The 15,739-nt window shown below is 63.0% G+C and carries 12 protein-coding genes; 8 read left to right on the plus strand and 4 right to left on the minus strand.

Annotated elements, in window-relative coordinates; all coding sequences use genetic code 11:
• Positions 1-138 precede the first annotated feature (138 nt).
• Both AB5Y91_RS19215 and AB5Y91_RS19220 read left to right on the plus strand, forming a co-directional pair.
• Positions 139-2,295 carry an AsmA family protein gene (locus AB5Y91_RS19215; RefSeq protein ID WP_368170555.1) on the plus strand — a complete coding sequence of 719 codons (2,157 nt, stop codon included), beginning with the start codon at positions 139-141 and terminating at the stop codon, positions 2,293-2,295.
• A gap of 144 nt (positions 2,296-2,439) precedes the next feature.
• Positions 2,440-3,174: an SDR family oxidoreductase gene (locus tag AB5Y91_RS19220; protein WP_163137640.1), complete on the plus strand. Its 735-nt coding sequence runs from the start codon at positions 2,440-2,442 to the stop codon at positions 3,172-3,174.
• A 50-nt stretch (positions 3,175-3,224) separates the two neighbouring features.
• Here the strand turns inward: AB5Y91_RS19220 and AB5Y91_RS19225 are convergent, their stop codons facing one another.
• The 4 genes from AB5Y91_RS19225 to AB5Y91_RS19240 form a co-directional block, all read right to left on the minus strand.
• Positions 3,225-4,262, minus strand: coding sequence for a type I restriction endonuclease (locus AB5Y91_RS19225; RefSeq protein ID WP_246866488.1), 1,038 nt, complete (start codon positions 4,260-4,262; stop codon positions 3,225-3,227).
• A gap of 330 nt (positions 4,263-4,592) precedes the next feature.
• On the minus strand, positions 4,593-7,487 hold the full coding sequence (gene glnE, locus AB5Y91_RS19230; RefSeq protein WP_368170556.1) for a bifunctional [glutamate--ammonia ligase]-adenylyl-L-tyrosine phosphorylase/[glutamate--ammonia-ligase] adenylyltransferase: 2,895 nt from the start codon (positions 7,485-7,487) through the stop codon (positions 4,593-4,595).
• 138 nt (positions 7,488-7,625) lie between these two features.
• On the minus strand, positions 7,626-8,066 hold the full coding sequence (locus AB5Y91_RS19235) for a GNAT family N-acetyltransferase (protein WP_368170557.1): 441 nt from the start codon (positions 8,064-8,066) through the stop codon (positions 7,626-7,628).
• Between the two features lie 437 nt (positions 8,067-8,503).
• A complete protein-coding gene (locus AB5Y91_RS19240) occupies positions 8,504-9,754 on the minus strand; it encodes a methyl-accepting chemotaxis protein (RefSeq protein WP_234690845.1) in 1,251 nt (416 codons plus the stop codon).
• Between the two features lie 32 nt (positions 9,755-9,786).
• Between AB5Y91_RS19240 and AB5Y91_RS19245 the strand changes: the two genes are divergently transcribed.
• The 6 genes from AB5Y91_RS19245 to epd all read left to right on the plus strand — a co-directional run bounded on the left by AB5Y91_RS19245 (position 9,787) and on the right by epd (position 15,710).
• Positions 9,787-10,608 (plus strand): potassium channel family protein, encoded by an 822-nt coding sequence (locus AB5Y91_RS19245; RefSeq protein WP_368170558.1) that lies wholly within the window; start codon positions 9,787-9,789, stop codon positions 10,606-10,608.
• Positions 10,609-10,761: 153 nt separating this feature from the next.
• Complete coding sequence (locus AB5Y91_RS19250) at positions 10,762-11,367, plus strand: TIGR04211 family SH3 domain-containing protein (protein ID WP_025328281.1); 606 nt, start codon at positions 10,762-10,764, stop codon at positions 11,365-11,367.
• Between the two features lie 168 nt (positions 11,368-11,535).
• Positions 11,536-12,315: an NAD(+) diphosphatase gene (gene nudC, locus AB5Y91_RS19255; protein WP_368170559.1), complete on the plus strand. Its 780-nt coding sequence runs from the start codon at positions 11,536-11,538 to the stop codon at positions 12,313-12,315.
• 150 nt (positions 12,316-12,465) lie between these two features.
• The gene (gene hemE, locus AB5Y91_RS19260; RefSeq protein WP_368170560.1) at positions 12,466-13,533 is read left to right on the plus strand and encodes a uroporphyrinogen decarboxylase; all 1,068 of its coding nucleotides are present in this window, start codon (positions 12,466-12,468) and stop codon (positions 13,531-13,533) included.
• A gap of 187 nt (positions 13,534-13,720) precedes the next feature.
• Positions 13,721-14,650 (plus strand): ROK family protein, encoded by a 930-nt coding sequence (locus AB5Y91_RS19265; protein ID WP_368170561.1) that lies wholly within the window; start codon positions 13,721-13,723, stop codon positions 14,648-14,650.
• A 49-nt stretch (positions 14,651-14,699) separates the two neighbouring features.
• Positions 14,700-15,710: an erythrose-4-phosphate dehydrogenase gene (gene epd / locus AB5Y91_RS19270; RefSeq protein WP_111910490.1), complete on the plus strand. Its 1,011-nt coding sequence runs from the start codon at positions 14,700-14,702 to the stop codon at positions 15,708-15,710.
• The last annotated feature ends 29 nt before the right edge of the window (positions 15,711-15,739 follow it).

Below are 15,739 nucleotides of genomic sequence, written 5' to 3' on the forward strand. Positions count from 1 at the left end.
TGCGGGGCCCTTTTCTGTGGTGGGGCAGGCGGGCGCGACCATCCCTGTCTCGCCATTTGCCCGTTTTGGGGCCTGTACAGCCTGCGCCGCGCCCCCGGTGGTATAGTCAGCCACAGGATCTGCATTGAGGAGTTCGTCGTGAAGAAGATCATCTACATACTGCTGGGGTTGGCGCTGGCGGCCGTGGTGGCCATCGCCACCCTGGTGTCGCTGATTGACCCCAATCAATTCAAGCCCCAGCTGGCGGAGCAGGTGCGCAAGAGCACGGGCCGCGATCTGGTGATGGAAGGGGATATCGGCTGGCGCTTCTGGCCGAGCCTCGGTCTCTCTCTCGAGAAGGTGCAACTTCGCAACCCCGCCGGCTTTGCCGAGCCGGACCTGCTCCGCTTCACGCAGGGTGACGCCTCTGTCGCCCTGCTGCCGCTGCTCTCCCACCGGCTGGAGATTGGCAAGGTGACGCTCAGTGGCGCCCATCTCTTCATCCAGACCAGGGCCGATGGCAGCTCCAACCTGAGCGGTCTGGTCAAGACCTCTGCTGCCGACAAGGGCGATGGCACTCAATCCCCTGCTGGCGAGAGCCAGCCTGCCGCCCCTGCCGCCAGTGAAGAAAAACCCTGGCAGATCAGCCTGCAAGGGGTGGCACTTGTCGAGGCCAGCGCCCTGGTGCGGGACGATCGCAGCGGCGCCGTCTCCCGTCTCGACAGGCTGGATCTGGATCTGGGTCAGCTGATCCCGGGTGAGTGGGTGCCGGTGACCCTGGCCGCCAAGGGGGCGCAGGGGGATAGGGCCTTCGATCTCAAGGGACAGGCGCAGCTCAAGCTGGCCCGGGAGGTCAAGGCCAGCGAGCTCAAGGATCTGACCCTGGGCGGCAGCCTGAGCGAGCCGACACAGCGGCTCGATGCCTTCTCCCTCAAGGCTGACCGGCTGGCGCTGGGGCAGTGGAGCAGCCTTGCACTGAGCCTGAGCGGCGCACAGGGGGCGGCGGACCAGCCGACCCTGGCGGGCACCCTGGAGGGGACCCTCAAGGCGCGGCTCGATCAGGGGCTGCAACTGGTGGAGGTATCGGACGCCGTGCTGGCCGCCAGGCTGAGCGGCGACAGCCTGCCGCGTCCGCAGATGAACCTCAAGCTCGCGGGCTTTGCCCGTGCCGAGCTGGACAAGCAGACCGTCACCCTCAGCAACCTGGTGATGGGTGCCGATGACGCCCTGCTGAGCGGCAGCGGTGCCGTCCACCTGGGGGCCGTCCCCAAAGTGGAGTTCGACCTCAAGGGGGAGAAACTCGATCTCGACGCCTGGCTCGGTCAAGCTGCCCCGGCCAAGGTGGCGGCCGCGCCCGTCGCCTCTGCGAAAGGGGGAGACAAGGGGGCCGCCCCCGCCGCCAAGGCGCTCTCAACGCAAGAGCCTGACCTGGCCGTCCTCAAGTCGGTGGACCTGGCTGGCCGGCTGCAACTGGGCAGCCTGCGGCTGAAGGGGCTGGATCTCGGCACAGTGGATCTGCAGCTCGCCCTGGCCGGTGGCCAGCTCAGCCTCAAGCAGTTCAGCGCCGGCGTGGCCGGCGGTCAGGTGACGGCGAGCGGCGTGCTCGATGCCCGCCAGCAACCCGCCCGCTATCAGGTTCATAAGCGGATACAAGGGGTGGATGTACGGCCCCTGTTGCAGACCCTGGCCCAGAACGATCGACTGGAAGGCAAGGGGGATCTCGAGGTGCAGGTACAGGGCACTGGCCTCTCCGAGCAGGCCCTGCGCAGCCAGATGCAGGGCAAGCTGAGCCTCAGGCTGAGCGACGGTGCCCTGCACGGCATCAACCTGGCGGAGATGATCCGCGAGGCGCGGGCCGCCCTGACCGGCAAGGGGGCGGATCAGGTCAAGGAGGCGCGCAAGACCGACTTCAGCGCCCTGACCGCCAACTTCCAGATCGCCAATGGCGTGGCTCGCAGCGACGACATCCAGCTGCTCGCGCCCGCCCTGCGGGTGAAGGGCCAGGGCCAGACCGCCCTGGTACCCGAGACCCTCGACTTCCTGTTCCTCACCTCTGTGGTGGAGAGCAGCAAGGGCCAGGGGGGCAAGAGCGTGGACGAGCTCAAGGACGTCACCATACCGGTGCGCATCGGCGGCCACTGGCAGGCCCCGAGCTACCGGCTCGACGTGAAGGAGCTGCTTAGCAACAACAAGGTGCTGGAGGAGAAGGCCCGCAAGGAGGCCGAGCGCGGTCTCAAGAAATTGCTGGGAGACAAGGCCGACGACGAGCAGATCAAGGGGGTGGCGGATCAGCTGCTCAAGGGGTTGTTCAAATAACACTGGCCCCGCGTCTTATCACCATAAAGAGCCCGCCCAGTGCGGGCTCTTTGTTGCCGAACATAGCGCCATGGGGCCAGGCGTTGGCCCCGAGGATGGGGTAATATCCGGGTCGAGACGAGAGACAAGGAACAGGGAGCGTCCATGAACAAGCAGGTGCTGATCACAGGTGGCAGCAGGGGGATAGGGGCGGCGACGGCCCGCTATCTGGCGGGGCAGGGGTATCACCTCTGCCTCAACTATCGCCATGACAGGGCGTCCGCCGAGGCGCTGGTGGCCGAGATCCGGGCCCGCCATCCGGTCTCCTGCATAGCGGTGCAGGCGGATGTCAGCGTGGAGACCGAGGTGGTGCGCCTGTTCGAGGAGATGGATGCGCGGCTCGGGGTGATCACCCATCTGGTGAACAACGCAGGCATCTTGCAGCCCCAGATGAAGGTGCTGGAGATGAGCGCCGAGCGCATCAACAAGACCCTGACCACCAATGTGACCGGCTACTTCCTCTGCTGTCGGGAGGCGGTGCGCCGCATGACGAGCGGGGGCGCCATCGTCAACGTCTCCTCGGCCGCCGCCCGCCTCGGCTCGGCGGGGGAGTATGTGGATTACGCCGCCTCCAAGGGGGCCATAGACGTACTGACCAGGGGGCTGTCCCTGGAGGTGGCGGCCCAGGGGATCCGGGTCAACGGGGTGCGCCCGGGCTTTATCTATACCGAGATGCACGCCGATGGCGGCGAGCCCGGTCGGGTGGACAGGATCAAGGGCAATATTCCGCTGCAACGGGGCGGCCAGCCGGTGGAGGTGGCCGCCGCCATCGCCTGGCTGCTGTCGGACCAAGCCTCCTATGCCACAGGCACCTTTATCGATCTGGCCGGGGGACGCTAGGGGTTTTTCTGGAGGGAAAAGGGGGAGGCGTCGCTCCCCCTGGATCAGGGTTATTCGTAGACAGCTGTTGCAGTCAGCAACTGATCGGCAAAGGTAAATATCTCATCAACGGAGCCAATAGGATGTCGGGTTTCTTTCTTGTCGGCATCAAATAAACCAAGATATTTCTGCTTCGAATTGAAATGTAATCGGCACAGAGGCTTGCGGTTATTGTCGTCGAGCAAGATACCAAAATAACTCTGGGTATCCCTTGCCGCTATCCTGGTTACATCAAACCGCTGCCTCAGGATGGCTTTGACGACGTTGAAGCCTTCAACCTCTTCAATGCTGGTGTCTATCTTCGATTTTTCTTCATTATTACTCTCAACCTCATTGCTATCGTTTGAGCCACTACTGTCAAAGGCGGGCTGAATTGTTGAGGCATTGACAGTGCTACCTATCGCCGATTTCAATCTGGCATTGATGCTGTCATTGAGGAACTGGCTGAGGGCTTTCTTGGTTATGTCGGTAAAAGACTGTTTCACTCGTGCAGTAAGGACGCCGTCATAAATACGGGATGCAAAGAATTTCACAAAGTCTTCTTCTGGCGAGCCAAATTGCTCGGCAAGCAATTTCTTGATCTGACTGAGATATTTCAGTTCTCCCGCCGCGTCGACCACGGATTCTACATCAAAGGCAGTCTTGGTCAGCTTCAGTACCTCGGGTACTACATGCTCATCGATATCCTCCAGATCCAGCGTCAGAAATGGCTTTTCATCCATCTTGTTCGGGGCATCAAGGTCGGTATAGAACTCGTATTGAGCACCATTGGTCAGTATGCCGATACGGGCATTGGTGACGGAAAAATACCTGAACAGTTGTCCTGAATGTTTGGCAGAGAGTTTCTCACTGTATTTCTTACACTCCACCAATATTTGCACCTGACCATCCTTGAGAATGGCGTAGTCAACCTTTTCGCCTTTCTTGATGCCCGTGTCTGCGGTGAACTCGGGGATGACTTCAGTGGGGTCGAACACATCATAACCGAGTACGCGGTTGAGAAATGGCATGACAAAGGCGTTCTTTGTTGCCTCTTCGGTTGCGATCATGGATGACTGCTGAGTGATCTTTTTGGCTAGGCTCTGTAGCTGTTCTGAAAAATCCATTATTTCCTCTCTGCATCGACGCATTGTGTTGGTACTGTTCAGTAGGGGTTGGATGCTTCTCTCTGGATTAACGGTATGCCTGTGACCCAGATACCCATATCTCTGACCATATTCAGCAAAGCGCCATACGATGCCAAGATGTGAATGCCTGAAACAGGATCCAGCTCACCGCTATTGAGCTGTATATGAAATAAATCGAGGGGTTCTGTTCGAGCGGGCATTAATACAACAAGGGGCGCCGTGGCGCCCCTTGTTGCTGATGCGGCGAGAGTCTTACTCCCCCAGCAGTTGTTGCCAGACCGCCAGCACATGGCCCCGCTCGGTCAGCAGCTGATCGTCCCCCACCTTGCGGGAGATCTCCGAGAGGTTGAGACGATGGCCCTGGTTGCGGATCTCCAGATAGGCGTGTTTCAGCCCCTCCGCCTGCTCCAGGGTCAATACCCCCGCCATCACGCACTCGTCGAAGATGCGCACGTTGTCCGACCAGCGGGTCAGGGCCTCAGGCTCGCCACAGGCGTGGGCCAGCACCAGGTACTGGGCGATGAACTCTATGTCCACCATGCCGCCCGGGGACTGCTTGAGATCGAACTCCCCCTCGCCCGCTTTGAGCAGGTGATCCCGCATCTTGTGGCGCATCTCGCGCACCTCGCGGGCCAGGGTCGGAAGGTCGCGCTCCTTGGCCAGCACGGCGCGGCGGATACGGGCAAAGTCGGCGATGACCCCCTCGTCCCCATAGATGGGGCGGGCCCGCACCAGGGCCTGATGCTCCCAGGTCCAGGCCTCGTGCTGCTGGTACTGCTCATAGGCGGCGAGAGAGGAGACCAGCAGGCCGGCATCGCCGGAGGGGCGCAGCCGCATGTCGATCTCGTAGAGGATCCCGGACGGGGTGCGGGTGCTGAACAGGTGCAGGATCCGCTGGGCCAGGCGCAGGTAGAACTGGCGGCTGTCGATGGGCTTGCGCCCGTCGGTGTAGCCGTTGGGGTCACCGCCGTGCAGGAACACCAGATCGAGATCCGAGCCGTAACCCAGCTCTATGCCGCCCAGCTTGCCGTAGGCCACCACGGCAAAGCCGCGCTGGCCGCTCAGTGCCACCTCGGGGGGCACCCCGTAGCGCTCGCTCATCTGGGCCCAGGCCTGATTGACCACCTCTTCGGTGATGGCCTCCGCCAGCCAGGTGAGGTGGTCGCTCACCTTCATCAGCGGCAGGGCGCCGGCGATGTCGGCGGCGACGATGCGCAGCAGCTGTACCTGCTTGAACTGGCGCAGCGCCTCCATTTGCTGCTCCACGTCCTCTTCGGGGATGCGCAGCAGGAACTGGCGCAACTGGGGCTTGTACTGATCCAGCGGGGTGGGGTGGTAGAGGTGCTGGGGATCCAGCAGCTCGTCCAGCAGTATGGGGTAGCGGGCGAGCTGCTCGCTCACCAGGTTGCTCTCGTCGCAAAGGCGCACCAGCTGGCGCAGGGCGGCGGGGTTCTCCGCCAGCAGCTGCAGGTAGGCGCTGCGGGTGAAGATGCGGGTCAGCAGGGTGCAGACCCGCTCGAACAGGCGGGCGGGCTCACGGCTCGCCACCACCAGTCGCAGCAGCTCAGGCATCAGCCAGTCCAGGGCGATGCGCCCCTGGGGGCCGACCTGGCGACGTTTGTACTCCTCCTTGAAGCGCAGCAGGGCGGCGCAGAGGGGAGCCGGATCGCTAACTCCCTGTGTCGTGAGCAGTTTCTCCAGCTCGGCGGCATCGAGCTCGGTGCGCCAGAGATCGAGCCAGAGCTGCTCCAGGTGAGCGGGGGCCTCTTTCTCTTCCCCCACCACGGCGACGAACTCCTGATGGACTATGGCCATCTCCTCGTCGAGGTGCGTCATGAAGGCGTCCCAGTCGGCGAAGCCGGTGGCGGCGATCAGTCGCTGGCGATCCCGCTCCTCGGTGGGCAGGGTCTGGGTCTGCTGATCCCCTATCTCCTGCAATATGTTCTCGACCCGGCGCAGGAAGCGATAAGCCTGGAGCAAGCGCGCGCAGCGCTCTTCATCGAGGGCGCCGCTTTGGGCTATGGCCGCCAGGGCCTCGGGCAGGTGGCGTACCCGCAGGGCGGGCTCGCGACCGCCACGGATGAGCTGCAGCGCCTGGGCGATGAACTCCACCTCGCGGATGCCGCCGGCCCCCAGCTTGATGTTGCCCTCCAGCCCCTTGCGGCGTACCTCGGCGGCGATCATCGCCTTCATCTGGCGCAGGCCGTCGATGACGCCAAAGTCGATGTAGCGGCGGAACACGAAGGGGCGCAGCAGTTCGGTGAGGGCCTGGGCGTGTTCGCACTGGGGCCCCAGCACCCGGGCCTTGACCATGGCGTAGCGCTCCCAGTTGCGGCCATGGTGCTGGTAGTAATCCTCCATGGCGGCAAAGGAGATGGCGAGCGGCCCCGCCTCGCCGAAGGGGCGCAGCCGCATGTCGACTCTGAACACCTGACCATCCTGGGTGGGCTGGTGCAGGGCGTTGATCAGGCGCTGGCCCAGCTTGATGAAGAACTGCTGGTTGGCGAGTTCGCGCCGCCCGCCGACCGTGTAGCCGTTGTCGGGAAAGGTGAAGATGAGGTCGATGTCCGAGGAGAAGTTCAGCTCGCCGCCACCCAGCTTGCCCATGCCGAGGATGAGCAGGGGCTGAGGGTCGCCGTTGCCGTCCATGGGGGTGCCAAGCTCGGCGCACTGTTTGGCGTAGAGCCAGTCCCGGGCGCCGCAGATCAGCGCGTCCGCGAGCCTGGTGAGATGGATGAAACTCTCTTCCACCTCGGCCTGACCCAGCAGCTCGCGCCAGGCGATCACCAGCATGCGGCTGCGTCTGAACTGGCGCAGCACCCGCTTGAGCGCCTCCTCGTCATTGACCTCGACCAGTAGCGCAGCCAGATCGCCCTGGTAGGCGGGCCAGCGCTCGGACAGCGCCAGATCCCCGGAGGCCAGGGTCTGTGCCAGCAGCTCGGGCTGTTTGATGAGGGAGTCTGCGACGAAATCCGAGAGGCCAAACAGGGTCAGCAGGGTCTGCTGCTCCATCGCGGGTAAATCGCCATAGTCGGGGGCCAGCGCCAGCAGCCGCTGCCACTGGCGCCCGGCCTGATCCTGCAGCAGGGGTGACAGAGCAGAGAGGGATGCCGGAGATGGGGGGAGAGAAGAGGAATGCTGGGCCACGGTTGCCGTCCTTGTGATTAACGGGTCTGCAGAGGGAATGAAAACACCGGCAGCCAATCTAGCATTGTCCCGCGCCTGCGTCACAGCCCGGGAGAGAGAAGCATGAGCCGGCGGGGAAAATGGGCCGCCGGCGCAGGCTCAGGGGCGCTGATAGATCTCGGGGTCGTATTTTTCCATCAGGCTGCCAGGGGCGCGGGGCGGCGCGAAGCCAAAACCGGCATAGAGCCCCTGGGCATCCGAGGTAGCCAGCATGAGGCGGCGCAGCCCCTGCAAGGCTGGATGGGCCAGGATGGCGGCCATCAGGGCCTTGCTGTGGCCCTGACCGCGATGGGCGGGCAGCACGAACACATCGGAGAGATAGCCGAAGGTGGCTTTGTCTGTGATGACCCGGGCGAAGGCCACCTGCTGGCCGTCGACATAGCCGCCGAAGCACAGCGAATGATTGATGGCCCGCTGCACTGTGGAGAGGGGAATGCCGAGGCTCCAGTAGGCCTCCTCGGACAGGAAACGGTGAATGAGGGGGACATTGAGCCGTCCCTTGTCGTCGCTGATCTCCAGTGGGGATTGGGTGTGCTGCATCCTGGCTCCTTGCCGTGACATGAGATGAAAAGGCCCCTCGCGGGGCCTTCCAGTTTACTCAAATCACGGCTTCAGGCCAGCTTGAAGGCCTGGGTGGCATGGATGTCCAGGGTCTGGCTGTGTCTGACACCTTGCTGTGATATCAATAACAAAGGCCCCTGACGGGGCCCTTGTGCGTACCAGGTTGATGCCATCAGGCCAGCTTGAAGGCCTGGGTGGCATGGATGTCCAGGGTCTGGCTGTGTCTGACACCTTGCTGTGATATCAATAACAAAGGCCCCTGACGGGGCCCTTGTACGTGCCAGATTGATGCCATCAGGCCAGCTTGAAGGCCTGGGTGGCATGGATGTCCAGGGTCTAGCTGTGTCTGACACCTTGCTGTGATATCAATAAGAAAGGCCCCTGACGGGGCCCTTGTGCGTACCAGGTTGATGATATCAGGCCAGCTTGAAGGCCTGGATATGGGTATCCAGGGTCTGGCTGTGGTGCTCCACCAGTTCGGAGGCATCTTTCAGCTCCCGCAGCACCACCACGGATCCTTCCACCACCTGCTTGACCTGTTCCAGGTTGGCGTTCATCTCTTCGGCCACCGAGCTCTGCTGCTCGGAGGCGGCGGCGATCTGGCGGTTCATGTCGGCCACCCCGCGCACCCGCTGCACTATGGTGGCGAGCTGGGTGCCTGCCTGGGTCACCTGCTCGACCCCCTTGTCCGCCTGCTGCACGCTCTCGGCCATCAGGCCGACGGCCTGGCGGGCATTGCCCTGCAGCAGCTCGATCATCTTCTGGATCTCGACGGTGGCTGCCTGAGCCCGGTTCGCGAGTTCGCGCACCTCTGAGGCGACCACGGCGAAGCCGCGTCCCGCCTCGCCGGCGCGGGCGGCCTCGATGGCGGCGTTCAGGGCCAGCAGGTTGGTCTGCTCCGAGATGCTGCGGATGGTGTCCACCACGGAGCCGATGCGATCGACCCCGTGCTCCACCTCGTTGACCACGGCGGAGGAGCGCTGGATGTTGCCGGAGAGGGTGTCTATGGTGCTGACGGTGGCGGCCACGCAGCGGCTGCCTTCCTCGGCCAGGGCGCTGGCGTCGGCGGTGGCGTGGGAGGCTTGCTCCGCATGGTTGGCCACCTCGCGAATGGCGCCCACCATCTGGCTCATGGCACTGGCGAGCTGTTCTATCTGGGTGAACTCTTCGTTGATCGCCTCGTTGGCCTCATCCATGCACAGAGTCACCTGGGAGGCGATGTCGTTGAGCTCCTTGCAGGCGGCGCGCTGGGTGCCGAACACCTCCTTGAGGTTCTCCTGAGAGTGGGCGACCGCCTTGGCGATGTCACCGAACTCGTCCCGGGACTTGAGCAGCACGCTGTGGCTGAGATCCTTGCGGGCGAAGCGCTCCAGCAGCCCCACCAGGTAATGCACCTGCTTGACCATGAGGCGGGAGCCGGTCAGCAGCAGCACCACGAAGACGACCCCCATCAGCGCCGTCTCCATCAGACCGGTCCAGAGCAGGCGATCGGCAATGGCATTGGCCTTGGCGGCGTCTATGCCCTCGCCGAGCAGGGTGGCTTCCAGGTTGCTGGCATCGAACCAGAGCTTGGCCAGCAAGAGCAGCGTGCTGAACACCATGAGCAGCACCACCTTGGGCACCAGTCGGATGTTGCTCATTCGCCTCTCCAGCGAGTTTAACTGCATAACCTTTCTCCTTCTTAATGGCCATTTTTCCTTTGTCCTCAGGACTATCGGCATTATCTTCCGTTTTATTAATTCGCACTGTGCCTAAAGTAGGAAAATGTATGCGACATCACTCTTCTGGCCTGAGATCCATGGATCTGCTGATGGCGTTTCTGTCGGTGATCTCCGTTTGTCTGGTCTGCGCACGCTGGTGGGGTCACCGCGAGTGGAGCCCGCAGACCCTGCAACTCTTCTATGACGTCGACAGCCTGATCTGCTATTTCTTCCTCGCCCACTTCGCCTACGGCTGGGTGAGGGCCCCCGATCGCATGGCCTTCTTCAAGGCCAACTGGTTCTATCTGCCGGGCAGCCTGCCCATGGTGGAGCAGCTGCGCTGGGCACGGCTCATCCAGCTGTGGCGGGTCTATCAGCTGCTGCGAGACAGGCCGGACCTGCTGGTCATGTTTCGCCGGGAGCGCAACGAGACCACCTTGTCCGGCATCCTCTTCCTCTTCTTCCTGCTGCTAGGGGTGGGCTCGGGCGTCATGTACTGGCTGGAGACGGGCCAGCCAGGGAGCCTGATCCAGACGCCCTACGATGCCTTCTGGTGGACGCTCGTGACGCTCTCGACCGTGGGCTACGGGGATCTGGTGCCCAGGACGGAGGAGGGGCGCTTCGTCGCCAGCCTGCTGATCCTGTTTGGTGTGGGTCTGTTCGGTGCCCTCAGCGGTTTCATGGCCAGCCTGTTCGTCCATCCCGGCAAGACCAACGACGACACCACACTGTGGCGGCACCAGCAGAGCGAGCAGCAGGCGCAACTGCTGCAGGAGCTGAAGGCCCTGCGCTCCGAGGTGAAGGCATTGCAACAGAAGTAGCCTGCGGCGTCTGGAATGGTCGCGTGACAAACCGGAGAAGCCGTGAGACGCCTCTCAGTCAGGGGGGTGCCGTTTTTCTTTGCTTGTCCTTTGACCCGCTGGCGGCTTAACATTCGGCCTGCAACCTAATTCAACGAAGAGAATCGATCGACCATGCGCGCCCTTCTCGGGATCTTGATCTGCTTGTGTGCCCAACAGGTACTGGCCGATACCCGTTATGTCTCAGACAACATCTTTACCTATATCCACAACGGTCCTGGCACCCAGTACCGGATCCTCGGCAGCGTCAAGGCCGGTGAACCGCTGGAGGTCAAGGCGGTGAACAACGACGCCGGTTTCACCCAGGTGGTGGACGGCCGTGGTCGTGAAGGCTGGATCAAGAACAGCGAACTGCAGGCGGAGATCAGCCTGCGCGAGCGTCTGCCCCAGGTTCAGAAAGAGCTGGATGAGGCCAAGGCCCGTCTGCTGAACCTCAATGGCGACAACGAGCGACGCTTCGCCGAGAAGGATGGCCAGATCACCGAGCAGAGCAAGGAGATCGCCAGCCTGAAGGCCCAGCTCGCCAGCCAGAGCACAGAGATGAGCAGCCTCAAGGAACAGAACGACGCCCTGACCCAGAGCTATGACAACCAGGAGCACGACATGCAGATGGATTGGTTCATCCGCGGTGGTGCCATGGTGCTCGGTGGCATACTGCTCGGTATTCTGCTCCCCATGCTCCCCCGTCGTCGCAAGAGCAGCGAGCGTTGGATGAATTGATCGAAGGATCGATTGAACGAGAGAGGGGTCGCCAAGGCGGCCCCTCTGCTTTTGGGCGGCAAGAGAGTCGATGGGACCATCTTGGGGTCGCCTCCGGGCCTGCCCGATCGTAAGATGAACCCCACTTGTCCGTGCCTCGCACGCCCTTCTCAACAAGAGCCTTCACATATGTCATCAACCGAACAGGCCCGCTGGTTCGTGCTGGGGGGCGATCACCTCGTCCTGCTGGATGAACGGGGGCAGATCCCCCAAGGCCCCAAGTCCTGCCTGCCCGCCCATCTGCACTCCGCCCATTTCGAGCCTTTCGACGAGTGGGACGGACTGCCCTGCCAACTGCTGGATCTGGGACCGGATGCCGGGAGCTGCCCCCTGGTGGGGCTGCGCCAGCTGATGGTGGCGGGGGACGAAGAGGGTTTTCGCCTCGCCGGACGCGCCTGGCAGCTGGCCACCTTCCGCCGCAGCCATCGCTTCTGCGGCGAATGTGGCGCGCCCATGGCACCCAAGAGCGGGGAGTGGGCACAGATGTGCCATCATGGTCACGTCGTCTACCCGCGCATCTCCCCCTGCATCATAGTGGCGGTGCGCAAGGGGCCTGCGATCCTGCTGGCGGCCCATCGCCGTCACTATCAGGCCGATGATCCCATGTATACGGTGCTGGCGGGCTTCGTGGAGGCGGGGGAGAACCTGGAGCAGTGCGTGGCGCGGGAGGTATTCGAGGAGAGCGGCATCCGGGTATGCAACGTGCGCTATGTGGCGAGCCAGCCCTGGCCTTTCCCCCACAGCCTGATGATGGGCTTCACCGCCGACTACCAGAGCGGCGAGATCAAGGTGCAGGACGACGAGCTGGTGGCCGCCGACTTCTTCGAGGCGGACCAACTGCCACGGCTGCCCCCCCACGGCACCATAGCGCGGCGGCTGATCGAGCAGAGCCTCGCAGAGAAGTGGTGAGGGCGAGGCCCTGAAAAGCGGGGCCCTGGTTTGCGCCCCCTCACATCTTTGCACTCCGGCGGCCCTGCGGCGCGTTTGTGCCGCCCTCAGCCTCGCACAAAGTGGTATCATATCCGCCATTTTATGCTGGATATGAACTCAGGAACTGGGATGAAAGAGCTGAAGAACGATCGATACCTGCGTGCCCTGCTGCGCCAGGATGTGGACATGACCCCGGTGTGGATGATGCGTCAGGCTGGCCGCTACCTGCCGGAATACAAGGCGACCCGCGCCGTCGCGGGGGACTTCATGTCCCTGTGCCGCAACGCCGAGCTGGCCTGTGAAGTCACCCTGCAGCCCCTGCGCCGCTATCCCCTCGATGCCGCCATCCTCTTCTCCGACATCCTGACCGTGCCCGACGCCATGGGGCTGGGCCTCTACTTCGAGCACGGGGAAGGCCCGCGCTTCGAGCGCCCCATCAAGTCCATGGCCGACGTGCAGGCGCTGCCCATCCCGGATCCGGAAGACGAGCTCGGCTACGTGATGAACGTGGTGCGCACCATACGCCGCGAACTTAAGGGCGAGGTGCCGCTGATCGGTTTCTCCGGCAGCCCCTGGACCCTGGCCACCTACATGGTGGAGGGGGGCAGCTCCAAGGCGTTCACCAAGATCAAGCAGATGATGTACGCCGAGCCGCAGACCCTGCACCTGCTGCTGGACAAGCTGGCGGACAGCGTGATTGCCTATCTCAACGCCCAGATCAAGGCGGGTGCCCAGTCCGTCATGGTGTTCGACACCTGGGGCGGCGTGCTGACCCCGCGGGATTACCGCGACTTCTCCCTGCAGTACATGCACAAGATCGTCGATGGCCTGATCCGTGAGAATGAGGGCCGCCGCGTGCCGGTCACCCTGTTCACCAAGAACGGCGGCCAGTGGCTGGAGCAGATCGCCGCCACCGGCTGCGACGCCCTGGGGCTGGACTGGACCATAGACATAGCGGACGCCAAGCGCCGGGTCGGCGACAAGGTGGCGCTGCAGGGCAACATGGATCCTTCCATGCTCTACGCCGCCCCTGAGCGCATCCGCGAAGAGGTCGCCACCATCTTGGCGGGCTTTGGCAGCGGCAACGGCCACGTCTTCAACCTGGGTCACGGCATCCATCAGGATGTGGACCCGGAGCACGCCGGGGTGTTTGTCAACGCGGTGCACGAGCTGTCGGCTCAGTACCACGGCCGCTGAGCGCGGCAGACTGCATAATAAGAACGGGGCCTGCGGGCCCCGTTTTGCTGCCCGGCCTCGCGGGGGCTGCATCCTGGTCACCGCTCGGGTTACACTGCACCACCACTGAACACAGTCGCGGACAGGATGGGCGAGTACGCCTCCTGACGACTGGGTGAGGGCGTCGTTGAACATGGCAGGAGGCAGGATGAGCAAGGGTTCTTGGGACTGGGGTATCGATCTTGGCGGGACCAAGTGCGAGTGCGTGGTGCTGGCGGGTGACGAGGTGCTGCTGCGCCATCGTATCCCCACCGAACGCCGTGGCGGTTACGAGCACATGATAGGCCAGATCGCCAAGCTGGTGGACGAGTGCGCCGAGCGGCTCGGCCAGCGTCCCGCCATCCTCGGCATGGGCACGCCCGGGGCGCGGGATCCCCAGACCGGGCTGATGAAGAACTGCAACACCACAGAGCTCAACGGCAAGCCGTTCAAGGAAGATCTGGAGCGCAGGCTCGGCGTTCCGGTGCTCATTGCCAACGACGCCAACTGCTTCGCCCTGGCGGAAACCCATCTCGGTGCGGTGCGCCAGCAGCATCCCGATGCGAAAGTGGTGTTCGGCATCATCATGGGCACAGGGGTTGGGTCCGGCATCGTCATCAACGGCCAGATCCTCAACGGCCATCACGGCATCGCCGGGGAGTGGGGTCACAACGTGCTCTCCCCCGACGGTCCCGAGTGCTACTGCGGCAAGCGCGGCTGCGTCGAGACCTTCATCAGCGGCCCGGCTCTGGAGGCCTGGTATGAAGCCAAGGCCAGGCGCCATCTGTCCCTGGCCCAGATAGCTGCGGCCAGTGCCCATGATCATGTCGCCAGGCTCACCATGGACAGGTTGCACCTGCTGTTCGGCCAGGCCCTCGCCAACGTGATCAATATCCTGGATCCGGACGTCATCGTCATCGGCGGCGGGGTGGGCAACGTGCAGAGTCTCTACAGCGTCGGTCGGCAGACAGTGCTGCCATTTCTCTTCAATCCCCGCTTCGCCACCCCCATCATTGCCCCGGCCCTGGGCGACAGCGCCGGTGTGTTCGGGGCAGCGCTGCTGGCCAGGGGCGTCTTCCGGGAGGCCCTGCTGTCGTGAAGCAGTCAGGGGCCCGTCACTTTGTCGCAGGTAAGGACACAGATTTTTCATGATCAAGATTGCCATCAACGGATACGGGCGCATCGGTCGCAACGTGTTGCGGGCCCTCTACGAGAGCGGCCGCGATAACCAGCTTAAGATAGTCGCCATCAACGAGCTGGCGGCCCCCGAAGCCATGGTGCACCTCACCCGCTTCGATACCAGCCACGGCCGCTTCGGCTATCCGGTGCAGCTCGCGGGCAACAGCATGCTGGTGGGGGAGGATCTCATCTCCCTGTTTGCCGAACGGGATCCGTCGCGCTTGCCCTGGCGGGCGCTAGGGGTGGATGTGGTGCTGGACTGCACCGGGGTATTCGGCTCCCGGGCCGATGCCGAACTCCATCTTGGGGCGGGGGCGGGCAAGGTGCTCTTCTCCCATCCGGCGGATGCGGATGTGGATGCGACCATAGTCTACGGGGTGAACCATCAGGTGCTGACGGGACGGGAGCGGATCGTCTCCAACGCCTCCTGTACCACCAACTGCGTGGTGCCCGTCATCGAAACATTGCATCGAGAATTCGAGATAAATTGTGGTACTATTACGACAATTCATTCGGCCATGCACGATCAGCAAGTCATCGATGCCTATCACAGCGACTTGCGTCGAACCCGGGCCGCCAGCCAGTCCATCATCCCGGTGGATACCAAGCTGGCAAAGGGGTTGGAGCGAATCCTCCCCCACTTCGCCGGCAAGTTCGAGGCGATCGCGGTGCGGGTGCCGACCATCAACGTCACCGCCATGGATCTGAGCATTACTGTTCGTAAAAAAGTGACAGTTAGTGACGTAAATCAAGCCCTGCAACGGGCATCCAGAGGTACATTACAGGGTATCCTGGACTACACGGAAGAGCCGCTGGTCTCCGTAGACTTTAATCATGATGCACACTCCTGCATCATTGATGGTACCCAGACCCGGGTGAGCGATGCCAACCTCGTCAAGATGTTGATGTGGTGTGATAACGAATGGGGCTTCGCCAACCGCATGCTGGATACCACCCGGGCCATGATGGCCGCAGGCTGAGAGCCTGCACCGGGCGCAAGGTTACTGTT

The organism is Aeromonas sp. R4-3, from assembly GCF_040908275.1.
Taxonomy (GTDB): domain Bacteria; phylum Pseudomonadota; class Gammaproteobacteria; order Enterobacterales; family Aeromonadaceae; genus Aeromonas; species Aeromonas rivipollensis.

Bases quoted from the DNA above. Each gene is read 5' to 3' on its own strand.
- AB5Y91_RS19220 (WP_163137640.1), top strand. From the start codon at position 2,440: ATGAACAAGCAGGTGCTGATCACAGGTGGCAGCAGGGGGATAGGGGCG.
- AB5Y91_RS19235 (WP_368170557.1), bottom strand. From the start codon at position 8,066: ATGCAGCACACCCAATCCCCACTGGAGATCAGCGACGACAAGGGACGG.
- epd (WP_111910490.1), top strand. From the start codon at position 14,700: ATGATCAAGATTGCCATCAACGGATACGGGCGCATCGGTCGCAACGTG.
- nudC (WP_368170559.1), top strand. From the start codon at position 11,536: ATGTCATCAACCGAACAGGCCCGCTGGTTCGTGCTGGGGGGCGATCAC.
- AB5Y91_RS19240 (WP_234690845.1), bottom strand. From the start codon at position 9,754: ATGCAGTTAAACTCGCTGGAGAGGCGAATGAGCAACATCCGACTGGTG.
- AB5Y91_RS19265 (WP_368170561.1), top strand. From the start codon at position 13,721: ATGAGCAAGGGTTCTTGGGACTGGGGTATCGATCTTGGCGGGACCAAG.
- hemE (WP_368170560.1), top strand. From the start codon at position 12,466: ATGAAAGAGCTGAAGAACGATCGATACCTGCGTGCCCTGCTGCGCCAG.
- AB5Y91_RS19225 (WP_246866488.1), bottom strand. From the start codon at position 4,262: ATGATCGCAACCGAAGAGGCAACAAAGAACGCCTTTGTCATGCCATTT.
- AB5Y91_RS19250 (WP_025328281.1), top strand. From the start codon at position 10,762: ATGCGCGCCCTTCTCGGGATCTTGATCTGCTTGTGTGCCCAACAGGTA.